Here is an 18986-nt window from a genome sequence, read left to right as displayed (position 1 = left end):
TGATGCCGCCGCGCAGGGAGTAGACCTGCGTGTAGCCGCGCTCGCGCAGTGGGGCGACGGCTTGGGCGGAGCGGCTGTCTGGGCGGAAGCCCGCAAATGGTGAGGAGGGATGGGTATATCCAGGCTACTCACGTCACACTGGTTGCTTTGAGGAACAAGAGTTGCGGGGCGACCTCACCATTTGGATGCAAAGGGCGCTAAGCCGCCGTAAATGGTGAGGTCGGCGGCTTAGAAGCGTTCCTGGCCGCGTTCGCGGATCTTTTCATAAAAATCCGGCTTGGAGTCGCCGTAGCGGGAACGGCTGCGACGCGAAGGCGTCGTGTCTGCACGCGGGGTGGATTCCGCGGCGGCCGCGGGCTCCGTGGTTTCCTTTACGGAATCCGTGGAAGGGCTTGCAGTGGGGGCAGAGTCTGCAGCAGAGCCAGGGCCTGCAGTGGGGGCAGAAGCGCCCTCTGCGCTGGTGGCAGCCCGTAATGCCGCTTCTTCCTCGAGGGCCCGGCGGCGTTCGCGGATTTCGGACCACACGAAGTAGCCCAAGCCCAGCGGCGCCATGATGCCGAAGGCAATCCACTGGTAGCCATAAGACAAGTGGTTACCGCGGTCGAGCTGCGGGACCTCCAAGGCGGTCAGCTCACCGGGTTGCTCAGGCGAGAGCTGGATGTAGTCGTGGCCCAACTTTGTATCGGTAAGCGAGGCTACCTCTTCGGTGTGAATTGAGTAGACCTGCTCGTAGCCTTCTTGATCAATCGGCGCAGAGGAGTGCTTCGGCTCGTCCGCGCGAATCATTCCGACAATTGTGGTCTCTCCGGCAGGAGCCTTAGGAATCGAGGGCACGGTGTTTCCCTCACCAGCGGCAATCCAGCCGCGGTTGACCAGCATGGTCAGGCCAGAGTCCGTGCGGAAGGGTACCAATGACTGGTATACCGCACCCGAAGAAACCGGACGCAGGCGCAGTAGCACTTCCTCATCAGCCAAGTAGCGTCCGTGGAGGGTAGCGCGGGACCATTCATCATCTGCGATGGCACCCTCAGAATCAACGACCTCAGAAAGCGGGCGTGGGTCCGCCTCATAAGCCTGGGCGATGAGATGATTGCGTTCCACAATTTGGTCATCTTTGCCCAGCTGCCAGGGCGCTAGCACCGTGAAAGCAAAGTAGGAAAAGGTCACCACGAAGATGAGCAGCAGAACCCATCCCGGCTTGAGGAACGTCTTTAACATGCCCTTATCCTAGACCCGCTGCTCGCGAATCCAATCCAGCAGGCCAGGCACGGCTGCTTCGATTTCCTTGCGCGTTCGCGCGAAGTCCTCCTCCGTGCCGTAGTAAGGATCCTCCACGTCGAGCTCCTCGGCATTCGGGTCGAAGCTGCGCATCAAACGAACGCGCTCCGGGTCGATACCTCGCTCGATGAGGGCGTCGCGGTGGCCGGAATCCATCGCGATAAAAAGATCCGCATCCATGTGCTCAGGGCCGAGTTTCGCCGCGCGGTGGGTTGCGCCGTCGTGGCCGCCGCTGCGCAGCTCCGCGATGGCGCGCGGGTCCGCGCCCTGGCCCACATGCCAGCCGCCCAATCCGCAGGAAGAGGTACGGGCGACGAGATCTAGCATGTCGGTCTCCATGGCATCGCGAACGATGATTTCCGCCATGGGGGAGCGGCAAATATTGCCCGTGCAGACGAACACGAGGTGCAATGCGGAGGGGTTGTCCTCAGAAGTCATGGGGGTTTAGACCTCTTATAAGCAAATAGAGCGATTTCTGAACGAAAGCTAGGATAGTGCAGCAGCGCGCAGAGAGCGAAAACATAGCGAATAATGCATTAAGGAGCCTTAAGTCATGGCGCAGACAACCGTTGGCGATATCCGCCGCGTCCTCGAGGAAGCCTACCCGCCGCACCTGGCCGAAAAGTGGGATGCCGTGGGCCTTATCTGCGGTGATCCGGAAGACGAGGTGGGAAAGGTGGCCTTCGCCCTCGACTGCACCCAGCAGGTTGCAGAAAAGGCAGTGGAGATGGGCGCGCAGATGCTAGTTGTGCACCACCCTTTGCTCCTGCGCGGGGTGACTTCCGTGGCAGCGGATACGCCAAAGGGCAAGGTCATCCATACCTTGCTCAAGGGCGGCGTCGCCTTGTTCGCAGCACACACTAATGCGGATAAGGCCCGCCCTGGCGTTAACGATAAGCTCGCTGAGCTGGTGGGCATCGAGCCGGGACGCCCGATTATCCCGCACGCGCTTTCCGACGCCGAGGTCAGCGAGACCAGCCTCGGCCTCGGGCGCATCGGCGAGCTGCCCGAGCCAATGACTCTGCGCGAATTTACGCAGCAGGTCGCAAACGCGCTTCCGGAGACGGCCTGGGGAATTCGCGCGGCGGGTGACCCAGATGGCGTCGTCAAGCGCGTGGCGGTCTCGAGTGGCTCCGGTGATTCCTTCCTGGATGCCGCTCGTGAGCTGGGCGTGGATGTGTATGTGACCTCGGATCTGCGCCACCACCCCGTGGACGAGCACCTGCGTGCAGGCGGACCTGCCGTGGTTGATACTGCCCACTGGGCCAGCGAATTTCCATGGACTACGCAGGCGCGCGATATCGTGGAAAAGGCTTACAAGGTGGATACTGAAATCATCGAGCTGCGCACCGACCCGTGGACATTGTCCGTCCACGGAAAATAATCGCCTCGGGAAGACCTGCCATAAGGAGAACTAAATGAAACTGTCGAAGCAACTGCAGTCTGTCCTGCTGGAACTTGCCAACCTCGAGCGTTCCCAGGGTGTTACGGGAGAAAAGACCATTCCGGAGCAGCAGGAGTACGAAAAGGCGCAGCTTGAGCACAAGCGGCTTGTCGACGCCGCCGGTTCCGCCCAGCTCGCCGTTGACGACATGGAGATGGAAATCCTGCGTATCCAGGCCGATGAGCGCAAGCTGCGCCAGCGCGAGCGCGACGATAAGGCTCAGTTGGGCGCCGAGGTTGACCCGGAGCGTCGTAAAGACTTGGAGCATGACTTGTATGCGGCAAAGTCTCGCATCGCGGATTTGATGAGCGAGCTGCAGGAAGCTCACAACGAGATTCATGCGCTGCGCTCGAACCGCGACGTGCACGGTGCGCGTGTGGATGAGTCCCAGCGCAAGTTGGAAAAGCTTGCGCGTGCTGCGGAGGCGGCGCAGGAAGCAGTGGATAACCGCCCGGATCCGGTAGTCCGCATTGCGGAGCTGCGCGAGCAGCTGCCTGCCGACGTCCTGGAAAGCTACGATTCCGTGCGCCACGAAAACGGTGTCGGTGCGGCGGCCTTCAAGGGTCGCGCATGTGGTGGCTGCTTCATCGTGCTGCCGCCGGCAGAGCAGAATGCGGTGCGTAACGCCCCCGCCGAGGTCCTGCCGCAGTGCGGCGATTGCGGCTCCTACCTGGTGCGCCCGGCCTAATGAAGCTGGTTATTTATGCCGATGGCGGTTCCCGCGGCAACCCGGGAATCGCGGGTTCCGGCACCGCTGTCTATTCCGCCGACCGCCAGCAGCTGCTGCGCGAAATCGCATATGTAGTAGGTACGAAGTCCACCAATAACGTGGCCGAGTACCACGGCTTGCTGCGTGGGCTCGAGGCCGCGGTGGAGCTAGGCGCCGACGAAGTTGATTTCTTCATGGACTCTAAGCTCGTGGTCGAGCAGATGAACGGGCGCTGGAAGATCAAGCACCCAGACATGCAGGCCCTAGCGTTGGAGGCACGCAAACTCATCGACCAAATCGGCACGTTCAACCTGAGCTGGGTGCCGCGTGCCAAGAACAAGGTCGCGGATGCGTTGTCGAACGTGGCGATGGATGCCGCCGCCGCGGGCGAGCCGGTGGGTTTTGTCGGCGATACTGAGCAGGCGGATCAGGCTCCTGCGGTGCAGGAGACCGCCAGTGTGGAACTGGGAGAGCCGGCCGCTGCGAGCCAGCCCAGCGATTGGATGGCCGAGCAAGGCCCGGTCACGCGTTTCATCCTGGTTCGCCACGGACAAACCGCGATGTCGGTGGCCAAGCAGTACTCAGGCCATGCCGATCCAGAGCTGACCGAGTTCGGCCGCAAGCAGGCACTCGCAGCTGCCCAGGCGCTGGCCGATACGCCAGTCGATGCCATCGTCTGCTCACCGCTCAAGCGCTGCCAGCAGACCGCACAGGCGATTGCGCGCAGCGTGCGCCCGGCCGGAGCTGATAAAGATGCTCTTGAGGTGGAAACCGTAGAGGGCTTAATCGAGGTCGACTTTGGGCTGTGGGAAGGCAAGACCTTCGCCGAGGCTCACGCTGCCGATGGCGAGCTGCACGGCCAGTGGTTAGAGGATGCCTCCGTGGCCTGCCCCGGCGGCGAGTCCTTGCAGCAGGTTCACCGCCGCGTGCGCAAGACCCGCCAGGAGTTGCAGGAAAAGTATGCGGGCAAGACCGTCGTGGTGGTCTCGCATGTCAATCCGATCAAGTCCTTTATCAGGCAGAGCTTGGACGCAGGTCCGGTGACTTTTAATCGCCTCTTTTTGGACTTGGCGTCGATAAGCATTGCGGAATTCTGGGACGGCGGCTCGATGCTGCGCGGTTTCAACGATGTGGGCCATTTGCAGTCACTGGGCTAGACTGTAACGCGCGAATGAGCCGACCGGGTGAACGCGTCCTTTCCGAACCAACCTCCATGAGGGGTAAGGCGGGGGACGAGGAAAGTCCGGACTCCACAGAGCACAGTGGTTGCTAACGGCAACCCGGGGCGACCCGCGGGCAAGTGCAACAGAAAGTAGACCGCCGAACGACTTCGCTACGCCTCGTCGTACGAAGATCCGTGAGGTAAGGGTGAAACGGTGAGTTAAGAGCTCACCAGCACCGTCAGTGATGGCGGTGGCTGGGTAAACCCCACTGGGAGCAAGGCATCATGGTCGGCATTTTTGCGGGCTTGATCAGGCGTTCGAAGGCTGCTCGCTTTAGCCTGAAGGTAGCTGCTTGAACCAACTGGCAACGGTTGGTCTAGATGGATGTTCACCGCCGCACGCTTGATGCGTGTGGGAAGACAGAATCCGGCTTATAGGCCGACTCATTCGCCCATTTTTCTGGAACAATGGGGCGGCATGAAGCTCTATGCCGCCCCATTAGATTTCCGCTCCGTCGCCGCTGAATTCGGTGTGCCCACCGATTTTAGTGAGGAACTGTGTGCGGCGGCCGCGGCCGCGCAGGATCGTTTCGTCACCTCGCGCCGCGATGCGCGTGAAATCCCGCTGGTTACCATCGACCCATTGGGCTCCAAAGACTTGGACCAAGCCGTGTGCATTGAGGCGCGCGTGGAGGGCTACCGGGTGTATTACGCTATTGCCGACGTCGCGGCTTTTATCGAGCCCGGCAGCGCCCTGGAGGAGGAGACCTTCCGCCGCGGGCAGACCATCTATCTGCCCGATGAACCAGCGCGTTTGCATCCCGCGGTGTTGTCGGAGGACAAGGCCTCCTTGCTGGAGGGCGTGGATCGCCCAGCCGTGTTGTGGACCATCGACCTCGATGGGGCGGGCGAGGTTCTGGACTTTACTTTGGCGCGAGCATTGGTGCGCTCGAGGGCGCGGCTGGATTATGAAGGCGTGCACGCGGATCTGGCAGCGGGCAGCATGCATTCCTCGATTGCTTTGTTGCCGCAAGTAGGAAAGCTGCGGCAGGCTTCCTCGCTGCGCCGGGAGGCGATTAATCTGCGGCTTCCTTCCCAGAGTGTCGAGGAATTCGAGGAAGATTGCCAACACCGCTATGAACTGGTCATTGAGCCGCGGTACGAGGTCATGGACTATAACTCGGAGATTTCTCTGCTGACCGGGATGTGCGCGGGGCAGCTGATGGAAAAGCACGGCGTGGGGTTGCTGCGCACGCTGCCTGCGGCCACGGCGGAAGCTGAGGAGGAGTTCCGCACTGAGGTTGCGGCCTTGGGCTATTCGCTTGACGACGCCTCGATTACTCAGTTCCTGCAAACACTCGATGCGGATTCGCCGCGGGGCATGGCCGCAATGCGGGAAGCGCAGCGCCTGCTGCGCGGTGCCGGCTACGTGTGGCTGGAGGAATCGCCCGCGGAGGTACACGCGGGCATCGGCGGCTACTACGCGCATGTGACTGCGCCGCTGCGGCGGTTGGCGGATCGATTCGCCACGGAGGTTTGCCTCGCGCTCGCACACGGCGAATCTGTGCCGGAATGGATTAGTTCGCGCGCCGGGGACTTAACTCGCACGATGGCCACGACCTCGCAGCTGGCCTCCCAAGTGGATAAAGCCTGTCTGAACCTGACAGAGGCAACCGTTCTCGAGCCATGGGTGGGAACGAACTTTGAAGCGATCGTGGTCCAGGGTGGGCCAACGCGTGAGAAAGCCCGCATCTTTGTGACGCAACCTCCGGTATTTGCGGAGGCTGTCGGGCACCCAGATACGGGCAGTGAGTCTAACTTCTCTCTGGTCAAAGCTGACGTGGCAGAGCGCGACGTGCTTTTTGCGTGGCCTGCTGACTAGTTGTGGTTAGTTCGCTGCTGTGGCTAGAAGGTATTAGCTTGCTCGCCGTCGAGCAGTGGAACCACCAGCAGTCCGTCCTCGGCGAGGTCCGCTGCGAAGTTATCGGCCTTGGCCGCAGGCACGAAAGCGATGACGGACTGGGAAGTACCAGCGTGTGCTGAACGCGCAGAGCGTGCGCCGCGCACCGTGGCTAGCTCGGCAATCTTTTCCGCGGAGTGCAGGCCATAAACCGTGGTTAGTGCTTGCTGCGACTGGTTAAGCAGCGGGAAGAGATCGGTGCCGCGGCGCGAACGCAGGGCGCGGGCGAGCTCTTGGGCGCGCTCGGTTTCTTCCGAATAGAACACCAACCACTCGGCGGCTTCGGCCAAGGTGGGCTGGTTGGCCGAGCCATGTACCTTGTGAACTGCCTTCAGCCAATCCAGCACGCGCTGGGATGCGTCGGGCAAAAGCCGCAACGACTCAGCGCCGAAAGCATGGCAGGCATCATCGATGAAACGCTCACGCTGGCGAATCGCGGCGATGCCTGGTGTGGCATCGAAATCGCCGGGGACGGTAACAGCAAACGCAGCAATCTCGCGGGTAACTGGGTGGGGCGCCTGGGTGACGGAGCCATCCGCGTAGTCCACGATTGTTACTGTCTCGCCCACGCCTCGGAGCGCGGCAGTGTGGCGGGCACGCAGGGCGGGGTATTCGCCGAAGGTGCCGACCGACTGGGAGCAGACATCGGCGATGCGTGCGCGCAGGGGAGCGGAGTGAAGCTCTTCGGCATCGCCGAGCAACGCTAACGCTACAGCGACATCTCCCGCGGCAAGCGCACCAAGACCGGCTGCGAAAGGAATATCGCTAACCACCGTAATGTCCATGCCGGCGGTTTCACGAGAAAGCAGCTGGCGGTTAATCATGGTGTGTGCGATGCCGCCCCAACGGGCTGCGAAGCCACCGACCGGAGCCGACGGGATGATGGGCTGGCCCTCAGAATCTATTGACGGCAGCTGCTCTGCGGCACGGGATGCCAGTTCGGTGAAACTGATGGCGTCGTTGATGGTCTCGCCCTCGTGCGGAACAAGGTGAACCGCAATGGTGCCGTCGGTACGTGGGCTAACCGCTGCGGCAACACGCATCTGCGCCAAGCCCATTATGGCGACGCCACCAAAGTGGTCAATGTGATCGCCAATGAGCGAGAAAGTCGCGGGCGCACTAGCGCAGTGTGCCGGTTCCGTGCCTACTAGTTCGAGGTGGGCAGCGTGGATTCGCTCCGCTGCGGGGGAAGAAGGCGTGGACCACATCGGCATGGTGCGAGGAACTCCTTGGTGCTGCTTGGGGACTTTGGACTTTCATAGTCTAGCGTTTACGCGCCAGACGCCTATTGGGATGTGCCTGTAAAGTGGTGGCACCCCTTAAACGCCCTAGTGTGGCCGCCGGCCACCGCTACCCGCAACATGGGGTGCGGAGAGTAGTAGCAGAAGGGCTAGTTAAGAAAAGGAGCCTTTTATGAGCAACCCAGACGAGCAGTGGTACTACGACACCGCCACCGGCAAGGTAACCCAGGGCGCTGAAAGCGGTTGGGATAACCGCATGGGCCCGTACGCCACCCGCGAGGAAGCAGAGCACGCTATCGAGATTGCGAAGGCTCGCAACGAAGCCGCTGATGCTTACGACGCGGAAGATGACGCTTAAGACTCGATCTTATTTCTTGAGCTTCTTGCTCAGCGGCTTGAACGCGGACTTGATGGCCTTGAAGGATTCGGCATAATCGTCGAGTGCATCGAGGCCAATATTGCGTTCACGCTGGTAAAGCAGACCGTAACCAAAAGTGTCTTCACCGCGGCGGCGAGCGGTGTTGGCCAGCTCTAGGAGCTTGTCACGGGAAGTGACGGAGTCCTGGAAATCACCCAAGACCGACTGCATCTGCTTGCAAGCCTTGTACAGGCCCTTGGTCTTTAGGTTCGTCGCAGAACCGGCAGCCTCTGCTGCATAACGCAGCTTCTTAGCGGCCTTGCGCATGTCGTGGAAGTAATCCTCACGCTCGTGCAGCGATAGTTCTGGGTTATCCCAGTTCTTGATTGCCTTCTCATGACGCTTGACCAGCTTCTTGTACGCCTCGTTGAGGTGCATCGCCATGACCTGGTCCATGGACGGAGCTTCCTGCTTCTTGGCGGCAGCGTCCTTCTTTTTCTTCGGCGCGGTGTCCGTAGCCTCCGCTTCTTGGGCGGTCTCTTCCGAAACCGAGGCCTCAGCAGCGTCCGCGGCTTCTGCGGCTGGGGTAACGGTGGAAACTACTGCGGCGTCTTCGGTCTCTTCGGCATCATCTGCAGGCGCTTCCTCGGAGTCCTGTGCTACTGGTGGGTTGGCTAGTAGCTCATCAAGCGAATCCAGCAGCTCCAAGTAGCGCTCCGAATCGAGCGCGGCAACCACGTGGCGGTGAGCGCGGCGGTATGCGGTGCCCATGTCGCGTGAGATGTGCTCGCGCGTTGCCTCGTCCAATGTGTCGGAATCTTCGGAGGCAAGCAAGCTCTGCCAGCGTTCTTCAACAACCTCAGCGTCGCGTGCTACGCCTAGGATGCCGGCGAGAAGCTTTAGCTCAGATTCGATGCGCTCGATTTCCGGGCCAACGACAATGCCGTGGAAGGTTTGAATGTGGCTGCGCAGCTCGCGGGTAGCCACGCGCATCTGGTGGACAGAATCCCATTCGTTGCGACGGACGCGGGGGTCGTAGTCGACAAGCTTGTCACGGTTCGCCTTCAGTGCGCTGACCACCGCGGCGGCAGCGGAATCCGGTTCCACGCTCGAAGTCTGCAGTGCTGGAGGAAGGGGCGCGTTGCGGATGGAATCGCCCAAAGCGGACTTCAGCTTGGAAGGGGAGGAGGAAACGCGTGCGCCGGCGCCGATGAGGAGGGATGTGGCTTCGCGGATGAAGCGGCTTCCTTCATTGGTGCCTGGTAGGTCGCCGGCGAGCTCCACTTCCCACTCACGCCAGGTACGCTGACTGCCGCCTTGCAGGAAGGAGAAAGCGGTGACGTGGTCATCGCAGAATTCAGCAACCGGTTTTCCCTCGGCGTTAGCAAGAACCATCTCAGTACGGTTGTTATCAACCTGGGCGATGGGAGCAAGCGGGTGATTGCGGATAACGGAGCGAACCTCGTGGAGAAGCTCTGCTGGGACCTCGTAACGGCCATCTACTGGCTCGCCGAGCTCGGCATGAATCTCCGTTCGGCCTTGGCTGCCTGGAATCTTAATGTGCCAGCCATCATCATTTCCGCCCGTACGACGACGCAACGTGATCTTTGCATAGGTTAGACGCAGGTCTTCGGTGTCGTAGTAGATGGCAGAAAGTGCGTGGTGGTGGGTTTCAGCGATGTGGTCCACGCCAGCGAGCTGGGTGAGCTCAGGCAATTGGATGGATTCAGCGACTGCGAACTTTGCTTCGACTTCGAGGAAAGTCTTCGTAGACATGCACACACCTTTAATCAATACGTATTTAAGGAAAGAAGAGTTACTAGACGAAAGCCTACCTGTCAGCGTAGGTTAATGGGGCAGGCTTTTCAGACGTTAACTGGCGATCTGCCGCTGGCTGCTTGAGCCTATGGAATCGCCTGCAAGATGCGATTTTTCAGCCGCACTCGCACCGTCATTTACCCCGGCCCAACTACTGGCAGAAAGCGTCATTGCGGAAAGATGAGGGAACAAGCGGTTGCGGGCTTCCTCGGAACCAACCTGGCGCTCATACAGCGCCGGGATTGCTTGCCGGGCAAGGCTGCGGCCCTCGGCCTCATTGCCGGTTTCTGCCGTACGGGCATCTGCTGCTTCAGACATTCCGGTGAAGTTAGCTTCATCGAGCAACTCCGATATGCGAGCAGCGTAGGACAACCAGAAACTACGGCGGTAGGCAGCAGTCTCCCCGCAGCTGCGCGCCTGAGCGGCGCCGTCGCCAGAGCGCATGTACCAGTCGCATTGGCGGCTCAAGGAATCGAAGAGCTGGGCCACATGCGCGGAATCTTCTGCGGTGCCAACAACGCAGGCGATGCCCTTTTCGTGCGCGAGGACTGAGGCGCAACCATTGTGATAGGCCACAACGCCCAGCAAACTCGCTTGGTGCTTTACATACGGGGCGTGAATATGAACGCGCCGAGCAAGGAAATCTGGAGCGTGCCCAGCAAACACATCTTCCACGCGGTAGCGCTGTTGCAGGGACTGCGCCTTGGCAATGAGCGCATCCGCTTCATTCTCAAAGGGAGTGGATTCCGCTTTCCGTAGGAGGTTGTTTATCTTCTCGCACATCTTTGCTCGCTTCGGATCAATATCCGCTTGGCGGTCCTTGGCGGCCGCGATCAAAAGCTCAGTATCACGCAGCATAGGAAGTCGTAACAGCTCCAGGCTTAGCTTGCGAAGTGTTTCCTCCGGGAGAATCAGCGAGCCCGAAGGCGGTGGCGCTATTTGCAGCCATTGCTTGCGCAGTACCGGTGAAGAAATGCGCGCCGGGACGCGTGGTGCGGCGCGATAGAGCAGGGGATGGACTTTAGGACCTAGAACGTGGACGATATCGGCCGGTGCCCAGCCTTTCTCGGCGGCCCAGACAGCGTTGATGAGAGCTTCGTTGTGGAGAGCGCGGTGGGAGTGGTCAGTGTCTTGGTACATGGTCTTCCTTTCGGTTGTGTTCGAATGTGTGTTCAGCAAAGCACGCCGCCCAGACATCACTTCCACGCATCGCCCCCACCTTTTGCCCCCGAGATACTTTGCTGAAATGGTTAAACGCCGCCCAAAGTAGTGTCTAATAGAGTGCGCAATGTACGCGTGTATCGCAGGTAAGGTTTAGAGCATGAACAGCCAACATGAATTCGTCCTCCGCACAGTCGAAGAACGCGATATTCGCTTCATCCGCCTGTGGTTCACCGACATCTTGGGCGCACTCAAGTCCGTTGTCATGAGCCCCTCCGAGCTGGAATCGGCATTTGAGGAGGGCGTGGGTTTCGACGGTTCATCTATCGAAGGCTTTTCCCGCATCTCTGAGTCGGATACTCTCGCCCTGCCGGATCCTTCGACCTTTCAGATCATGCCTTTCGACCAAGATGAGCCGGAGATTGCTTCGGCGCGCATGTTCTGCGATATTGCCCAACCAGACGGCCAGCCTTCCATGGTGGATCCGCGCCATATCCTGCGCCGCCAGGTCACCGAAAGCGCCAACGAGGGCTTTACCTGCATGGCTGCACCAGAAATCGAGTTCTACCTGCTGGAGCAATCGCCGGATAATACAAATCTCATCGCGACGGACAATGGCGGTTACTTCGACCAAGCCACCCATGACCGCGCGCCGAGCTTCCGCCGTCGCTCCATGTCGGCGCTAGAGGCCTTGAGTATTGCCACGGAATTTAGCCACCATGAGACCGCGCCGGGCCAGCAGGAAATCGATCTGCGCCATGCCGACGTGATGACCATGGCCGATAACATCATGACCTTCCGCCACGTCATAAAACAGGTGGCTGCTGACCAAAAAGTCCAGGCCACGTTCATGCCGAAGCCTTTTGAACACTTGCCAGGTTCTGGCATGCACACCCACTTGAGCCTGTTTGAAGGAGAGCACAATGCTTTCCACGATCCCGACGATGAATTTTCCTTGTCCCAAACCGCCAAGCAGTTCATTGCGGGCATTTTGGAGCACTCCGTTGAGTTGACTGCTGTGACCAACCAATGGACCAATTCCTATAAGCGCTTGATGTTCGGCAACGAGGCGCCGGGCTCAGCAACCTGGGGCGTTTCGAATCGTTCTGCGCTCGTCCGCGTGCCTACCTACCGTCTGGGCAAGGCGGAGTCGCGTCGCGTGGAGATCCGTTCGCTGGATTCTGCGATGAACCCATACTTGGGTTATGCCGTCTTGCTGGCAGCAGGCCTGCGTGGCATCAAGGAAGGCTACGAGTTGGGCGATCCCGCAGAGGACGATGTCCATCAGCTCACTCGCCGCGAGCGCCGCGCTATGGGCTACCGCGACCTGCCCGTCAGCTTGGACCAGGCCCTGCGTGAGTTTGAAAAGTCGGAGTTTATGGCGGAAGTCCTAGGCGAGCATGTCTTCGAGTATTTCTTGCGTGCCAAGTGGGATGAATGGCACTCCTATCAGCAGCAAATCACCAGCTTTGAGCTCAACCTCAACTACTAGTTAGGCACTTTAAAGGATTTTGATGCGCCCTATTGCAGTTCCCTCGCCGGCCACCCTAGGCCTTACTCGAGTGACGGCAGCTAAAGATCTTGAACAACTGGGCTGGGATAATCCCGAGTCGCTAGAGCTTTTGTGGACGCTCGCAGCTTCGGGTGATCCGGACCTTGCGCTGAACACGCTAATCCGCATGTATGAGGCTGTTCCCGAGCTCGATGGGCAGCTGCGTAGCAGCGAGGAATTGCGCGTGCGCACCTTAGCTTTGCTCGGGGCGTCGACAGCATTTGGTGATCACTTGGCTGCTAATCCCGAGCTTTGGCGGGAGCTGGCCAAGCCCTTGCCCACGCCAACTGAGATGCTGCAGGAGATGCTTGGTGCAGTGGGCGCTCAACCTGCGGAATTTACTGAGGACGCGCAAGAGGAACGCCCCGATACAGCCACGCCGGATTTGAACACGGCCGGCACCTACCGAGCCGCCGCAGGGGACCACAAGGCGGTGCTTAAGTCCACCTATCGCACGCTCATGATGCGCATCGCCGCTCATGATCTTGCGGGTACGTTTTTCTCCCGCAAGGGGCAGTCTGCGCCGCAGCCGCGCTTGGAGTTCCAGGTTGTCACGCGGCTTTTGACTGCGCTTGCCGACGCCGCCCTTACTGCCGCGCTTGCCGTCGCCATCCGCAACGTCTACGGCGACGACCCCGTCGACGCGAAACTGGCAGTCATGGCGATGGGCAAGTGCGGAGCTGGCGAGCTGAATTACATTTCCGACGTCGATGTCATCTTTTTATCCGACGTCGTTACGCCGAAGATTACGCGGGTGGCCTCCGAGTTTAATCGAATCGGCTCGGCCTCCTTCTTCGAAGTCGATGCCAACCTGCGCCCCGAGGGAAAGTCCGGCGCGCTGGTGCGCACCTTGGAATCCCACGTTGCTTATTACAAGCGGTGGGCAGAGACTTGGGAGTTTCAGGCTCAGCTCAAAGCACGTCCGCAGACCGGCTACTTGCTGCTCGGCGAGGATTACCTGGCCCAGATTGGCCCTATGGTGTGGACCGCATCCCAGCGTGATTCGTTTGTGGAAGATGTCCAAGCCATGCGCCGCCGCGTGCTGGATAATGTGCCAAATAAGTTGCGGCAACGCGAGCTGAAACTGGGAGAGGGCGGGCTGCGCGACGTCGAGTTTGCGGTGCAGCTGCTTCAGCTGGTGCACGGCCGCTCCGATGAGACCCTGCGCGTTCTTTCTACGGTGGATGCGCTCACCGCCCTGGTCAGCGCTGGATACGTGGGGCGTGAAGATGGCACGCAGTTGATCGAGGCCTATGAGTTTCTCCGCTTGCTAGAACACCGTCTGCAGCTTGAGCGCTTCCGCCGCACTCACGTCTTGCCTCCCGCCGATGATAAGCAGGCCCTTAAATGGCTTGCCATCATCTCCGGGTTCACCCCGCAGGGCAATAAGTCCGCCGCCGAGCGCTTGGACCAGTACCTGAAGACCACGCGCTTGCGAATTCAGGATCTCCACTCCCGCCTGTTCTACCGGCCGCTGCTTAATTCGGTGGTCTCCATGTCCGCCGACGAGCTCAAGCTTTCTCCGGAGGCGGCAAAGCTGCAGCTGGCAGCACTTGGCTATGTCTATCCCGACCGCGCCTTTGAGCACCTGACCTCCTTGGCTGCGGGCACGTCGCGAAAAGCTAGGATTCAAGCCATCTTGCTGCCTACGCTCATGGGGTGGCTTTCCTCGACCGCAGACCCAGATATGGGCCTGCTTAACTATCGCAAGCTCTCTGAGGCCGCGTATGACCGGCAATGGTTCCTGCGCATGCTGCGCGACGAAGGCATCGTGGGGCAGCGTCTAATGATCATCTTGGGCACCTCGCCCTTTGCTTCGGACCTCATCATTAGCGCTCCCGACGTCGTCAAGCAGCTCTCCGACGGCGCTTCGGGCCCGAAGCTGCTGGAAACCAAGCCCGAGCAGGTATCGAAGGCGTTGGTTAATTCCACCAAGCGTCATGCAGACCCCGACAAGGCGGTGGCGGTGGCCCGTAGCTTGCGCCGCGTGGAATTAGCGCGCATTGCCGCGGCGGACTTGCTCGGATTTATGTCAGTGCAGCAGGTGTGTTACGAACTATCCACGATTTGGGATGCCGTGCTGGAGGCAGCGCTGCGCGCGGAGATTCGTGCTTGGCTTGGCGACGCCGCGCAAGAGGAACCGCCCGCACGCATCGCCGTCATCGGTATGGGGCGCCTGGGCGGAATGGAGCTGGGCTTTGGCTCTGACGCCGACGTCATCGTGGTGGCCGAACCTAGCGAGGGTACAGACGAGACGGAAGCGGTCAAGTGGGCAATCGGGATCGTCGATAAGCTGCGGCGTCGGCTTTCTAAACCTTCCGGCGATCCGCCGCTCGACGTTGACCTGGGGCTGCGCCCAGAAGGCCGTTCCGGTGCCGTAGTGCGCACGATTGCCTCTTATGAGCGTTATTACCGCGAGTGGGGCGAGGCCTGGGAGATGCAGGCGCTGCTGCGTGCGGCCTTCGTCGCTGGCGATCGCAGCGTGGGGGAGAAGTTCCTAGCTATGGTCGATGGTTTCCGCTATCCCGATGATGGCGTTAGCGAAAAGACCTTGCGCGCGATTCGTCGTATGAAAGCTCGCGTGGATAACGAGCGTCTGCCGCGCGGTGCTGATCGCAACACCCATACCAAGCTGGGTCGCGGCGGGTTGTCCGACATCGAGTGGACCGTACAGCTTTTGACCATGATGCATGCCCATGATTACCCGGACCTCCACGATCCTTCGACGTTGCGCGTGCTGGACGCGGTGGAAAAACACGAGCTGATTCCGCCGGAGAAGGTTCAGGTGCTGCGGGATGCCTGGCTGCTGGCAACCGACGCCCGCAATGCCTTGGTGCTCGTGCGCGGCAAGCGCGTGGATCAGCTGCCGACGCCGGGACCACAGTTGGCCCAGGTGGCCGGTGCTGCCGGCTGGGCACCGGAGGACAACCAGGAATTCCTGGATACCTATCTCAAGACCACGCGGCATGCCCGCAAGGTGGTCGACGAGGTCTTCTGGGGTGAGGCGGAGACCTTCGAGCACGAAAATGCCTAGGCTGGGAAGGCAGAGAATGAAAACTGTCCCAGCATTGAGCTTAAAGAATTGAGAAAGCCATGTCTTTGAATTTGTCGCTTGATATCACCACCGCCACCTTGGCTGACTTGGAGGCCTTCCTAGCCGCCGCTCGGGCAGCCGGGGCCACAGGCAGCGACGCGCTAGAGCTGGAAGACGCGCAGCTTCGCGTAAGCATCACGAAGCCGAGGCCAGAAGAAAATATTCACGCCCCGGCAGATGAACCAGCCACCACACAACCAACACAGCCGCAGGCTCCGCGTCATTCCCAGCAGCCGCGTAGCGCGTGGGAGCGCACCTTGGGCGATAATGCACTTCGCTCTGTCATCGATATTCTTTCTGAGCGTCTCGACCCACCACGTGGCGGCAGCTCCTTTGGTAACTTCGGCCCAAGTATTTAGAACCGCTCTTAGCCAGGATTAGACTTCAAAACCGTGTATCGCAATAAGATCGTCGCCGTGTGGGCGATTGTGGCCGTGCTGGCCATCCTCGCACTGGGCATTGGCGTGTTTGCCACCACCCGGGATAATCCACCGGCTGGTGCGCAGACCGTGGCAGAGGCCATCGGCGGCGGTGTGCTGCAAAATGACAATTCGGCAGCGCCGTCGAATATCGATGAAGAGCGCATGTACTCGCTGGCTGAAGCGCTTGGCATTCCCCCCGAGTCGATGCCGCGCGACATGCTCGAATCCGCGAATCGTTCCGAGTCCCGCGGAACCATGATCCAGGTTTTGCGCAAAGCAATCGAGCAAGGCGTCCTCAATGATGAGGAGGCCGCCATTATCCTCAAGGCCTTTGATCTGGGCCTGGTCAACCCGGCCGTCGATACCATCGTCGCGGAAAGCTCCCCCGCGCAGTAATCACAGGAACACACAGGTGCCGTGCAGGCCCACGCGAAGCATCTGGCAGGTGCCAGACTTAATGTAATCCTCGTAAATATAACGAATGCATAACGCATTGCGTGTGGAGGAGGAACATGAGCTGGCGCGAGAAACTTGGCACCGCGATCGGTGTTTCATTGGCCGTAGCAATTCCGGTCACTGGCGGACTCGGCGTTTCCTATGCGGTCAACGCCATGCCAATAGAATCCAGTGCGGAAATTCCCATTAACTCTGATGAAGTTTCGCAAAGCCCGTTGAAGGAGCCCGGCCAGGAACTCGGGGAAGCGTTGCGTAGCTTCCATCCCGGCCTATAGTGGGCGAGTATGTTGCTGCGCTCGATCTCGCTAAAGAAACAGGAACTGGATAGCTACTTGCTCCAGCTGCCCATGGTGCAATACCTGCAGGACCTGCCTTACTTCGAGTTCACCTCCCCCGTGACCTGCTTGGTGGGTGAAAACGGGGCGGGCAAGTCCACGCTTCTAGAGGCAATCGCGGTGCGCTTGCGCTTTTCGCCCTTTGGCGGGCGCTACGACGACGCCAAGCGCATCCGCGCGCCTTTTCGCGGCCTGTCCGCGGGGCTGAACTGTAAGCTCGACGAGAATCTACAACGTGGCTATTTCTTACGCGCCGAAACGCATGAGTCCGTGCTTGAGGCGGCTAATACCCCGGACGAACGCGCTGGGCGTAATACCTTGCCGCGCGAGGTGGACTTGGAGCATCGCTCCCACGGCGAGTCTGTCTTCGACGTGCTGGGCGAGCATATCGACGGCCGCGGGCTCTATATCCTTGACGAGCCCGAAGCCGGATTGTCCGTCGTGCGGCAGATGGCGCTCGTGGCCGAAATTCATCAAGCCGCAGAGCGCGGCGCCCAGTTCCTCATTGCCACGCACTCGCCGATTCTGCTTGCCGTGCCGGGCGCGGACATCGTCGAGCTTGGCGACGCCGGTTTCGAGAGGATTTCCTTCGACGCAGCCGAGCCCGTGGCGGCCACCCGGGAATTCCTGGAGGCGCCAGAGGAAACGATAAAGTTCCTGATTACCTAGGAGACGCTGACAACCTTGACCTTCGGGCCAGTGCCTCCGCCGCGCTTGCGCAGGAAGTGCGTGACAGCTATGCCGAGCATGCCCGCAAGCCAAATGATGAGGGAAGTTACAGCGGCCGCGTGGAAGTCACCCAGTTCGTAGTGTGGCGCGTGGCCACGGCTATCGAGCACCATGCCAAAAATTTGCGCTGCCACCATCGAAGAGATGAATCCACCCATGTTGGCCAAGCCTGTTGCCGTGGCCACCACACTGCGTTCCATGTTCTCGCGCACGATGTCGAAGCCATAGTTCGAGCACGGAGAGCATAACGAAATAGCCACCATGAGGATGAAAAGGCTGAAGAAGCTGTTGCCCCAGAGGAAGAAAGCTGTCCACGACATTATGTTGAGTGTCGTGAAAAACAGTGCCATCCAGTCGCGGAAACCCTGTGCACGCGAGGAAATCTTGCCGTGGATTGGCCCTAACGCAATCATGCAGATCGTATAAAAGGTCAGCACCGTTCCGGCCTGCACCTTGGAGATTCCTAGTCCCTCCGTCATGAACGGCATTCCCCACAACATGACAAATACAGTCGCACCCAAAAGGCCACAGAAGTGGATGAAAAATCCCTGCCATGCAACGGGGGAACGCAGCACCATGGCCAGTCTGGCGGCCAAGGAATGCGCCTGCGAATTGGGTTGCTCGGCGGGAGTTTCGATGATGCCTAGAGCTTCAGGCGTGTCCGCTACGGCAACCGCCGCAGCTAATGCGATGAGGATGCCCGCCGCACCCAAAGCTACAAAGGCCGTGGTCCATCCGGTCCACCCCAAAAGCGCAGCGAAAGGAATAGCGGAGACGAACTGGCCGAGCTGACCCAACGACGAGGTCACCTGGGTAAACATTGGCGTGCGGTGCAAAGGGAACCAATATGGCAGGATGCGCATCACGGATAAGAAGGCCGTGGCGTCGCCCGCGCCAATCAAAAGCCGAGCGGCAATAGCCATCCAATAATTTGCGGTTAAGCCCAGCGCTACCTGCCCCACGCCCATGATGACAGCGCCAATTACGAGCAGTTTGCGAGGGCCATACTTATCAATGAGTACACCCGTAGGAATCTGTGCGAACGCATAGATGCCCAACTGCACCGAGGTGAAGACCGCAATGCGAGAGGCATCGACGTCGAAACGCTCCATCGCTTCCAGCCCCGCCACACCAAAAGAGGTACGCCCGGTAATCGCCACGATGTAGACAAGTATCGCGGCAACCCAAATGGATAAGGCCTTGGTGGTCACAACTTCCCGTGGATTTGGCACAGACATGGCTGATACTTTACGCGTGCCCGACTATG

The 18986-nt window shown here is 60.0% G+C and carries 17 protein-coding genes and 1 other RNA gene; 12 read left to right on the top strand and 6 right to left on the bottom strand.

Annotation, left to right across the window (positions count from 1 at the left end; translation table 11 throughout):
• Positions 1-228: 228 nt before the first annotated feature.
• Complete coding sequence (locus tag HMPREF3158_RS05730) at positions 229-1218, bottom strand: SURF1 family cytochrome oxidase biogenesis protein (protein WP_062038088.1); 990 nt, start codon at positions 1216-1218, stop codon at positions 229-231.
• Between the two features lie 9 nt (positions 1219-1227).
• Positions 1228-1716 (bottom strand): low molecular weight protein-tyrosine-phosphatase, encoded by a 489-nt coding sequence (locus HMPREF3158_RS05725; RefSeq protein WP_062038091.1) that lies wholly within the window; start codon positions 1714-1716, stop codon positions 1228-1230.
• A gap of 115 nt (positions 1717-1831) precedes the next feature.
• On the opposite strand from HMPREF3158_RS05725, the gene HMPREF3158_RS05720 reads away from it, so the two are divergent.
• The 5 genes from HMPREF3158_RS05720 to HMPREF3158_RS05700 all read left to right on the top strand — a co-directional run bounded on the left by HMPREF3158_RS05720 (position 1832) and on the right by HMPREF3158_RS05700 (position 6475).
• Complete coding sequence (locus HMPREF3158_RS05720) at positions 1832-2662, top strand: Nif3-like dinuclear metal center hexameric protein (protein WP_062038094.1); 831 nt, start codon at positions 1832-1834, stop codon at positions 2660-2662.
• 34 nt (positions 2663-2696) lie between these two features.
• Positions 2697-3410: a zinc ribbon domain-containing protein gene (locus HMPREF3158_RS05715; RefSeq protein WP_062038097.1), complete on the top strand. Its 714-nt coding sequence runs from the start codon at positions 2697-2699 to the stop codon at positions 3408-3410.
• Positions 3410-4588, top strand: coding sequence for a bifunctional RNase H/acid phosphatase (locus HMPREF3158_RS05710; RefSeq protein ID WP_062038100.1), 1179 nt, complete (start codon positions 3410-3412; stop codon positions 4586-4588). The genes HMPREF3158_RS05715 and HMPREF3158_RS05710 overlap by 1 nt, the downstream gene beginning before the upstream one ends.
• Before the next feature lie 15 nt (positions 4589-4603).
• Positions 4604-5044: RNase P RNA component class A (gene rnpB, locus HMPREF3158_RS05705), an RNA gene on the top strand.
• Between the two features lie 27 nt (positions 5045-5071).
• Positions 5072-6475, top strand: a complete 1404-nt coding sequence (locus tag HMPREF3158_RS05700) for a ribonuclease catalytic domain-containing protein (RefSeq protein ID WP_062038103.1) — start codon at positions 5072-5074, stop codon at positions 6473-6475.
• Positions 6476-6498: 23 nt separating this feature from the next.
• Here HMPREF3158_RS05700 and HMPREF3158_RS05695 read toward each other — a convergent pair whose 3' ends face one another.
• Positions 6499-7767, bottom strand: coding sequence for a galactokinase family protein (locus HMPREF3158_RS05695; RefSeq protein ID WP_062038106.1), 1269 nt, complete (start codon positions 7765-7767; stop codon positions 6499-6501).
• Positions 7768-7966: 199 nt separating this feature from the next.
• Between HMPREF3158_RS05695 and HMPREF3158_RS05690 the strand changes: the two genes are divergently transcribed.
• Complete coding sequence (locus HMPREF3158_RS05690; RefSeq protein WP_061923761.1) at positions 7967-8152, top strand: hypothetical protein; 186 nt, start codon at positions 7967-7969, stop codon at positions 8150-8152.
• A gap of 9 nt (positions 8153-8161) precedes the next feature.
• Here HMPREF3158_RS05690 and HMPREF3158_RS05685 read toward each other — a convergent pair whose 3' ends face one another.
• Both HMPREF3158_RS05685 and HMPREF3158_RS05680 read right to left on the bottom strand, forming a co-directional pair.
• Positions 8162-9928, bottom strand: coding sequence for a CYTH and CHAD domain-containing protein (locus HMPREF3158_RS05685; protein WP_070497698.1), 1767 nt, complete (start codon positions 9926-9928; stop codon positions 8162-8164).
• A 96-nt stretch (positions 9929-10024) separates the two neighbouring features.
• Positions 10025-11110 (bottom strand): DUF2786 domain-containing protein, encoded by a 1086-nt coding sequence (locus tag HMPREF3158_RS05680; RefSeq protein WP_070497696.1) that lies wholly within the window; start codon positions 11108-11110, stop codon positions 10025-10027.
• Between the two features lie 181 nt (positions 11111-11291).
• Between HMPREF3158_RS05680 and HMPREF3158_RS05675 the strand changes: the two genes are divergently transcribed.
• The 6 genes from HMPREF3158_RS05675 (at position 11292) to HMPREF3158_RS05650 (ending at position 17659) form a co-directional block, all read left to right on the top strand.
• Positions 11292-12623, top strand: a complete 1332-nt coding sequence (locus tag HMPREF3158_RS05675) for a glutamine synthetase family protein (RefSeq protein ID WP_061923753.1) — start codon at positions 11292-11294, stop codon at positions 12621-12623.
• A 22-nt stretch (positions 12624-12645) separates the two neighbouring features.
• On the top strand, positions 12646-15717 hold the full coding sequence (locus HMPREF3158_RS05670; RefSeq protein WP_070497694.1) for a bifunctional [glutamine synthetase] adenylyltransferase/[glutamine synthetase]-adenylyl-L-tyrosine phosphorylase: 3072 nt from the start codon (positions 12646-12648) through the stop codon (positions 15715-15717).
• A 59-nt stretch (positions 15718-15776) separates the two neighbouring features.
• Positions 15777-16136, top strand: a complete 360-nt coding sequence (locus HMPREF3158_RS05665; protein ID WP_061923747.1) for a hypothetical protein — start codon at positions 15777-15779, stop codon at positions 16134-16136.
• Between the two features lie 33 nt (positions 16137-16169).
• Entirely contained in the window at positions 16170-16595 is a 426-nt protein-coding gene (locus tag HMPREF3158_RS05660) for a hypothetical protein (RefSeq protein ID WP_062038121.1), read from the top strand.
• Positions 16596-16711: 116 nt separating this feature from the next.
• Positions 16712-16930, top strand: a complete 219-nt coding sequence (locus tag HMPREF3158_RS05655; RefSeq protein ID WP_062038124.1) for a hypothetical protein — start codon at positions 16712-16714, stop codon at positions 16928-16930.
• 9 nt (positions 16931-16939) lie between these two features.
• On the top strand, positions 16940-17659 hold the full coding sequence (locus HMPREF3158_RS05650; protein ID WP_062038127.1) for an AAA family ATPase: 720 nt from the start codon (positions 16940-16942) through the stop codon (positions 17657-17659).
• Here the strand turns inward: HMPREF3158_RS05650 and HMPREF3158_RS05645 are convergent.
• Positions 17656-18957 (bottom strand): MFS transporter, encoded by a 1302-nt coding sequence (locus HMPREF3158_RS05645; RefSeq protein WP_062038130.1) that lies wholly within the window; start codon positions 18955-18957, stop codon positions 17656-17658. The genes HMPREF3158_RS05650 and HMPREF3158_RS05645 overlap by 4 nt on opposite strands.
• Between the last annotated feature and the right edge of the window lie 29 nt (positions 18958-18986).

Source organism: Corynebacterium sp. HMSC06G04 (genome assembly GCF_001807365.1).
Classification (GTDB): Bacteria; Actinomycetota; Actinomycetes; order Mycobacteriales; family Mycobacteriaceae; genus Corynebacterium; species Corynebacterium simulans.
The sequence above is the reverse complement of the archived record's forward strand: the minus strand, read 5'-3'. Positions and strand labels throughout refer to the sequence as shown.

Excerpts from the sequence above, each read along its gene's own strand:
- HMPREF3158_RS05680 (WP_070497696.1), bottom strand. The coding sequence starts at position 11,110 with ATGTACCAAGACACTGACCACTCCCACCGCGCTCTCCACAACGAAGCT.
- HMPREF3158_RS05700 (WP_062038103.1), top strand. The coding sequence starts at position 5,072 with ATGAAGCTCTATGCCGCCCCATTAGATTTCCGCTCCGTCGCCGCTGAA.
- HMPREF3158_RS05690 (WP_061923761.1), top strand. The coding sequence starts at position 7,967 with ATGAGCAACCCAGACGAGCAGTGGTACTACGACACCGCCACCGGCAAG.
- HMPREF3158_RS05645 (WP_062038130.1), bottom strand. The coding sequence starts at position 18,957 with ATGTCTGTGCCAAATCCACGGGAAGTTGTGACCACCAAGGCCTTATCC.
- HMPREF3158_RS05655 (WP_062038124.1), top strand. The coding sequence starts at position 16,712 with ATGAGCTGGCGCGAGAAACTTGGCACCGCGATCGGTGTTTCATTGGCC.
- HMPREF3158_RS05695 (WP_062038106.1), bottom strand. The coding sequence starts at position 7,767 with ATGCCGATGTGGTCCACGCCTTCTTCCCCCGCAGCGGAGCGAATCCAC.
- HMPREF3158_RS05730 (WP_062038088.1), bottom strand. The coding sequence starts at position 1,218 with ATGTTAAAGACGTTCCTCAAGCCGGGATGGGTTCTGCTGCTCATCTTC.
- HMPREF3158_RS05670 (WP_070497694.1), top strand. The coding sequence starts at position 12,646 with ATGCGCCCTATTGCAGTTCCCTCGCCGGCCACCCTAGGCCTTACTCGA.
- HMPREF3158_RS05650 (WP_062038127.1), top strand. The coding sequence starts at position 16,940 with ATGTTGCTGCGCTCGATCTCGCTAAAGAAACAGGAACTGGATAGCTAC.
- HMPREF3158_RS05665 (WP_061923747.1), top strand. The coding sequence starts at position 15,777 with ATGTCTTTGAATTTGTCGCTTGATATCACCACCGCCACCTTGGCTGAC.
- HMPREF3158_RS05710 (WP_062038100.1), top strand. The coding sequence starts at position 3,410 with ATGAAGCTGGTTATTTATGCCGATGGCGGTTCCCGCGGCAACCCGGGA.
- HMPREF3158_RS05720 (WP_062038094.1), top strand. The coding sequence starts at position 1,832 with ATGGCGCAGACAACCGTTGGCGATATCCGCCGCGTCCTCGAGGAAGCC.
- HMPREF3158_RS05685 (WP_070497698.1), bottom strand. The coding sequence starts at position 9,928 with ATGTCTACGAAGACTTTCCTCGAAGTCGAAGCAAAGTTCGCAGTCGCT.
- HMPREF3158_RS05715 (WP_062038097.1), top strand. The coding sequence starts at position 2,697 with ATGAAACTGTCGAAGCAACTGCAGTCTGTCCTGCTGGAACTTGCCAAC.
- HMPREF3158_RS05725 (WP_062038091.1), bottom strand. The coding sequence starts at position 1,716 with ATGACTTCTGAGGACAACCCCTCCGCATTGCACCTCGTGTTCGTCTGC.
- HMPREF3158_RS05675 (WP_061923753.1), top strand. The coding sequence starts at position 11,292 with ATGAACAGCCAACATGAATTCGTCCTCCGCACAGTCGAAGAACGCGAT.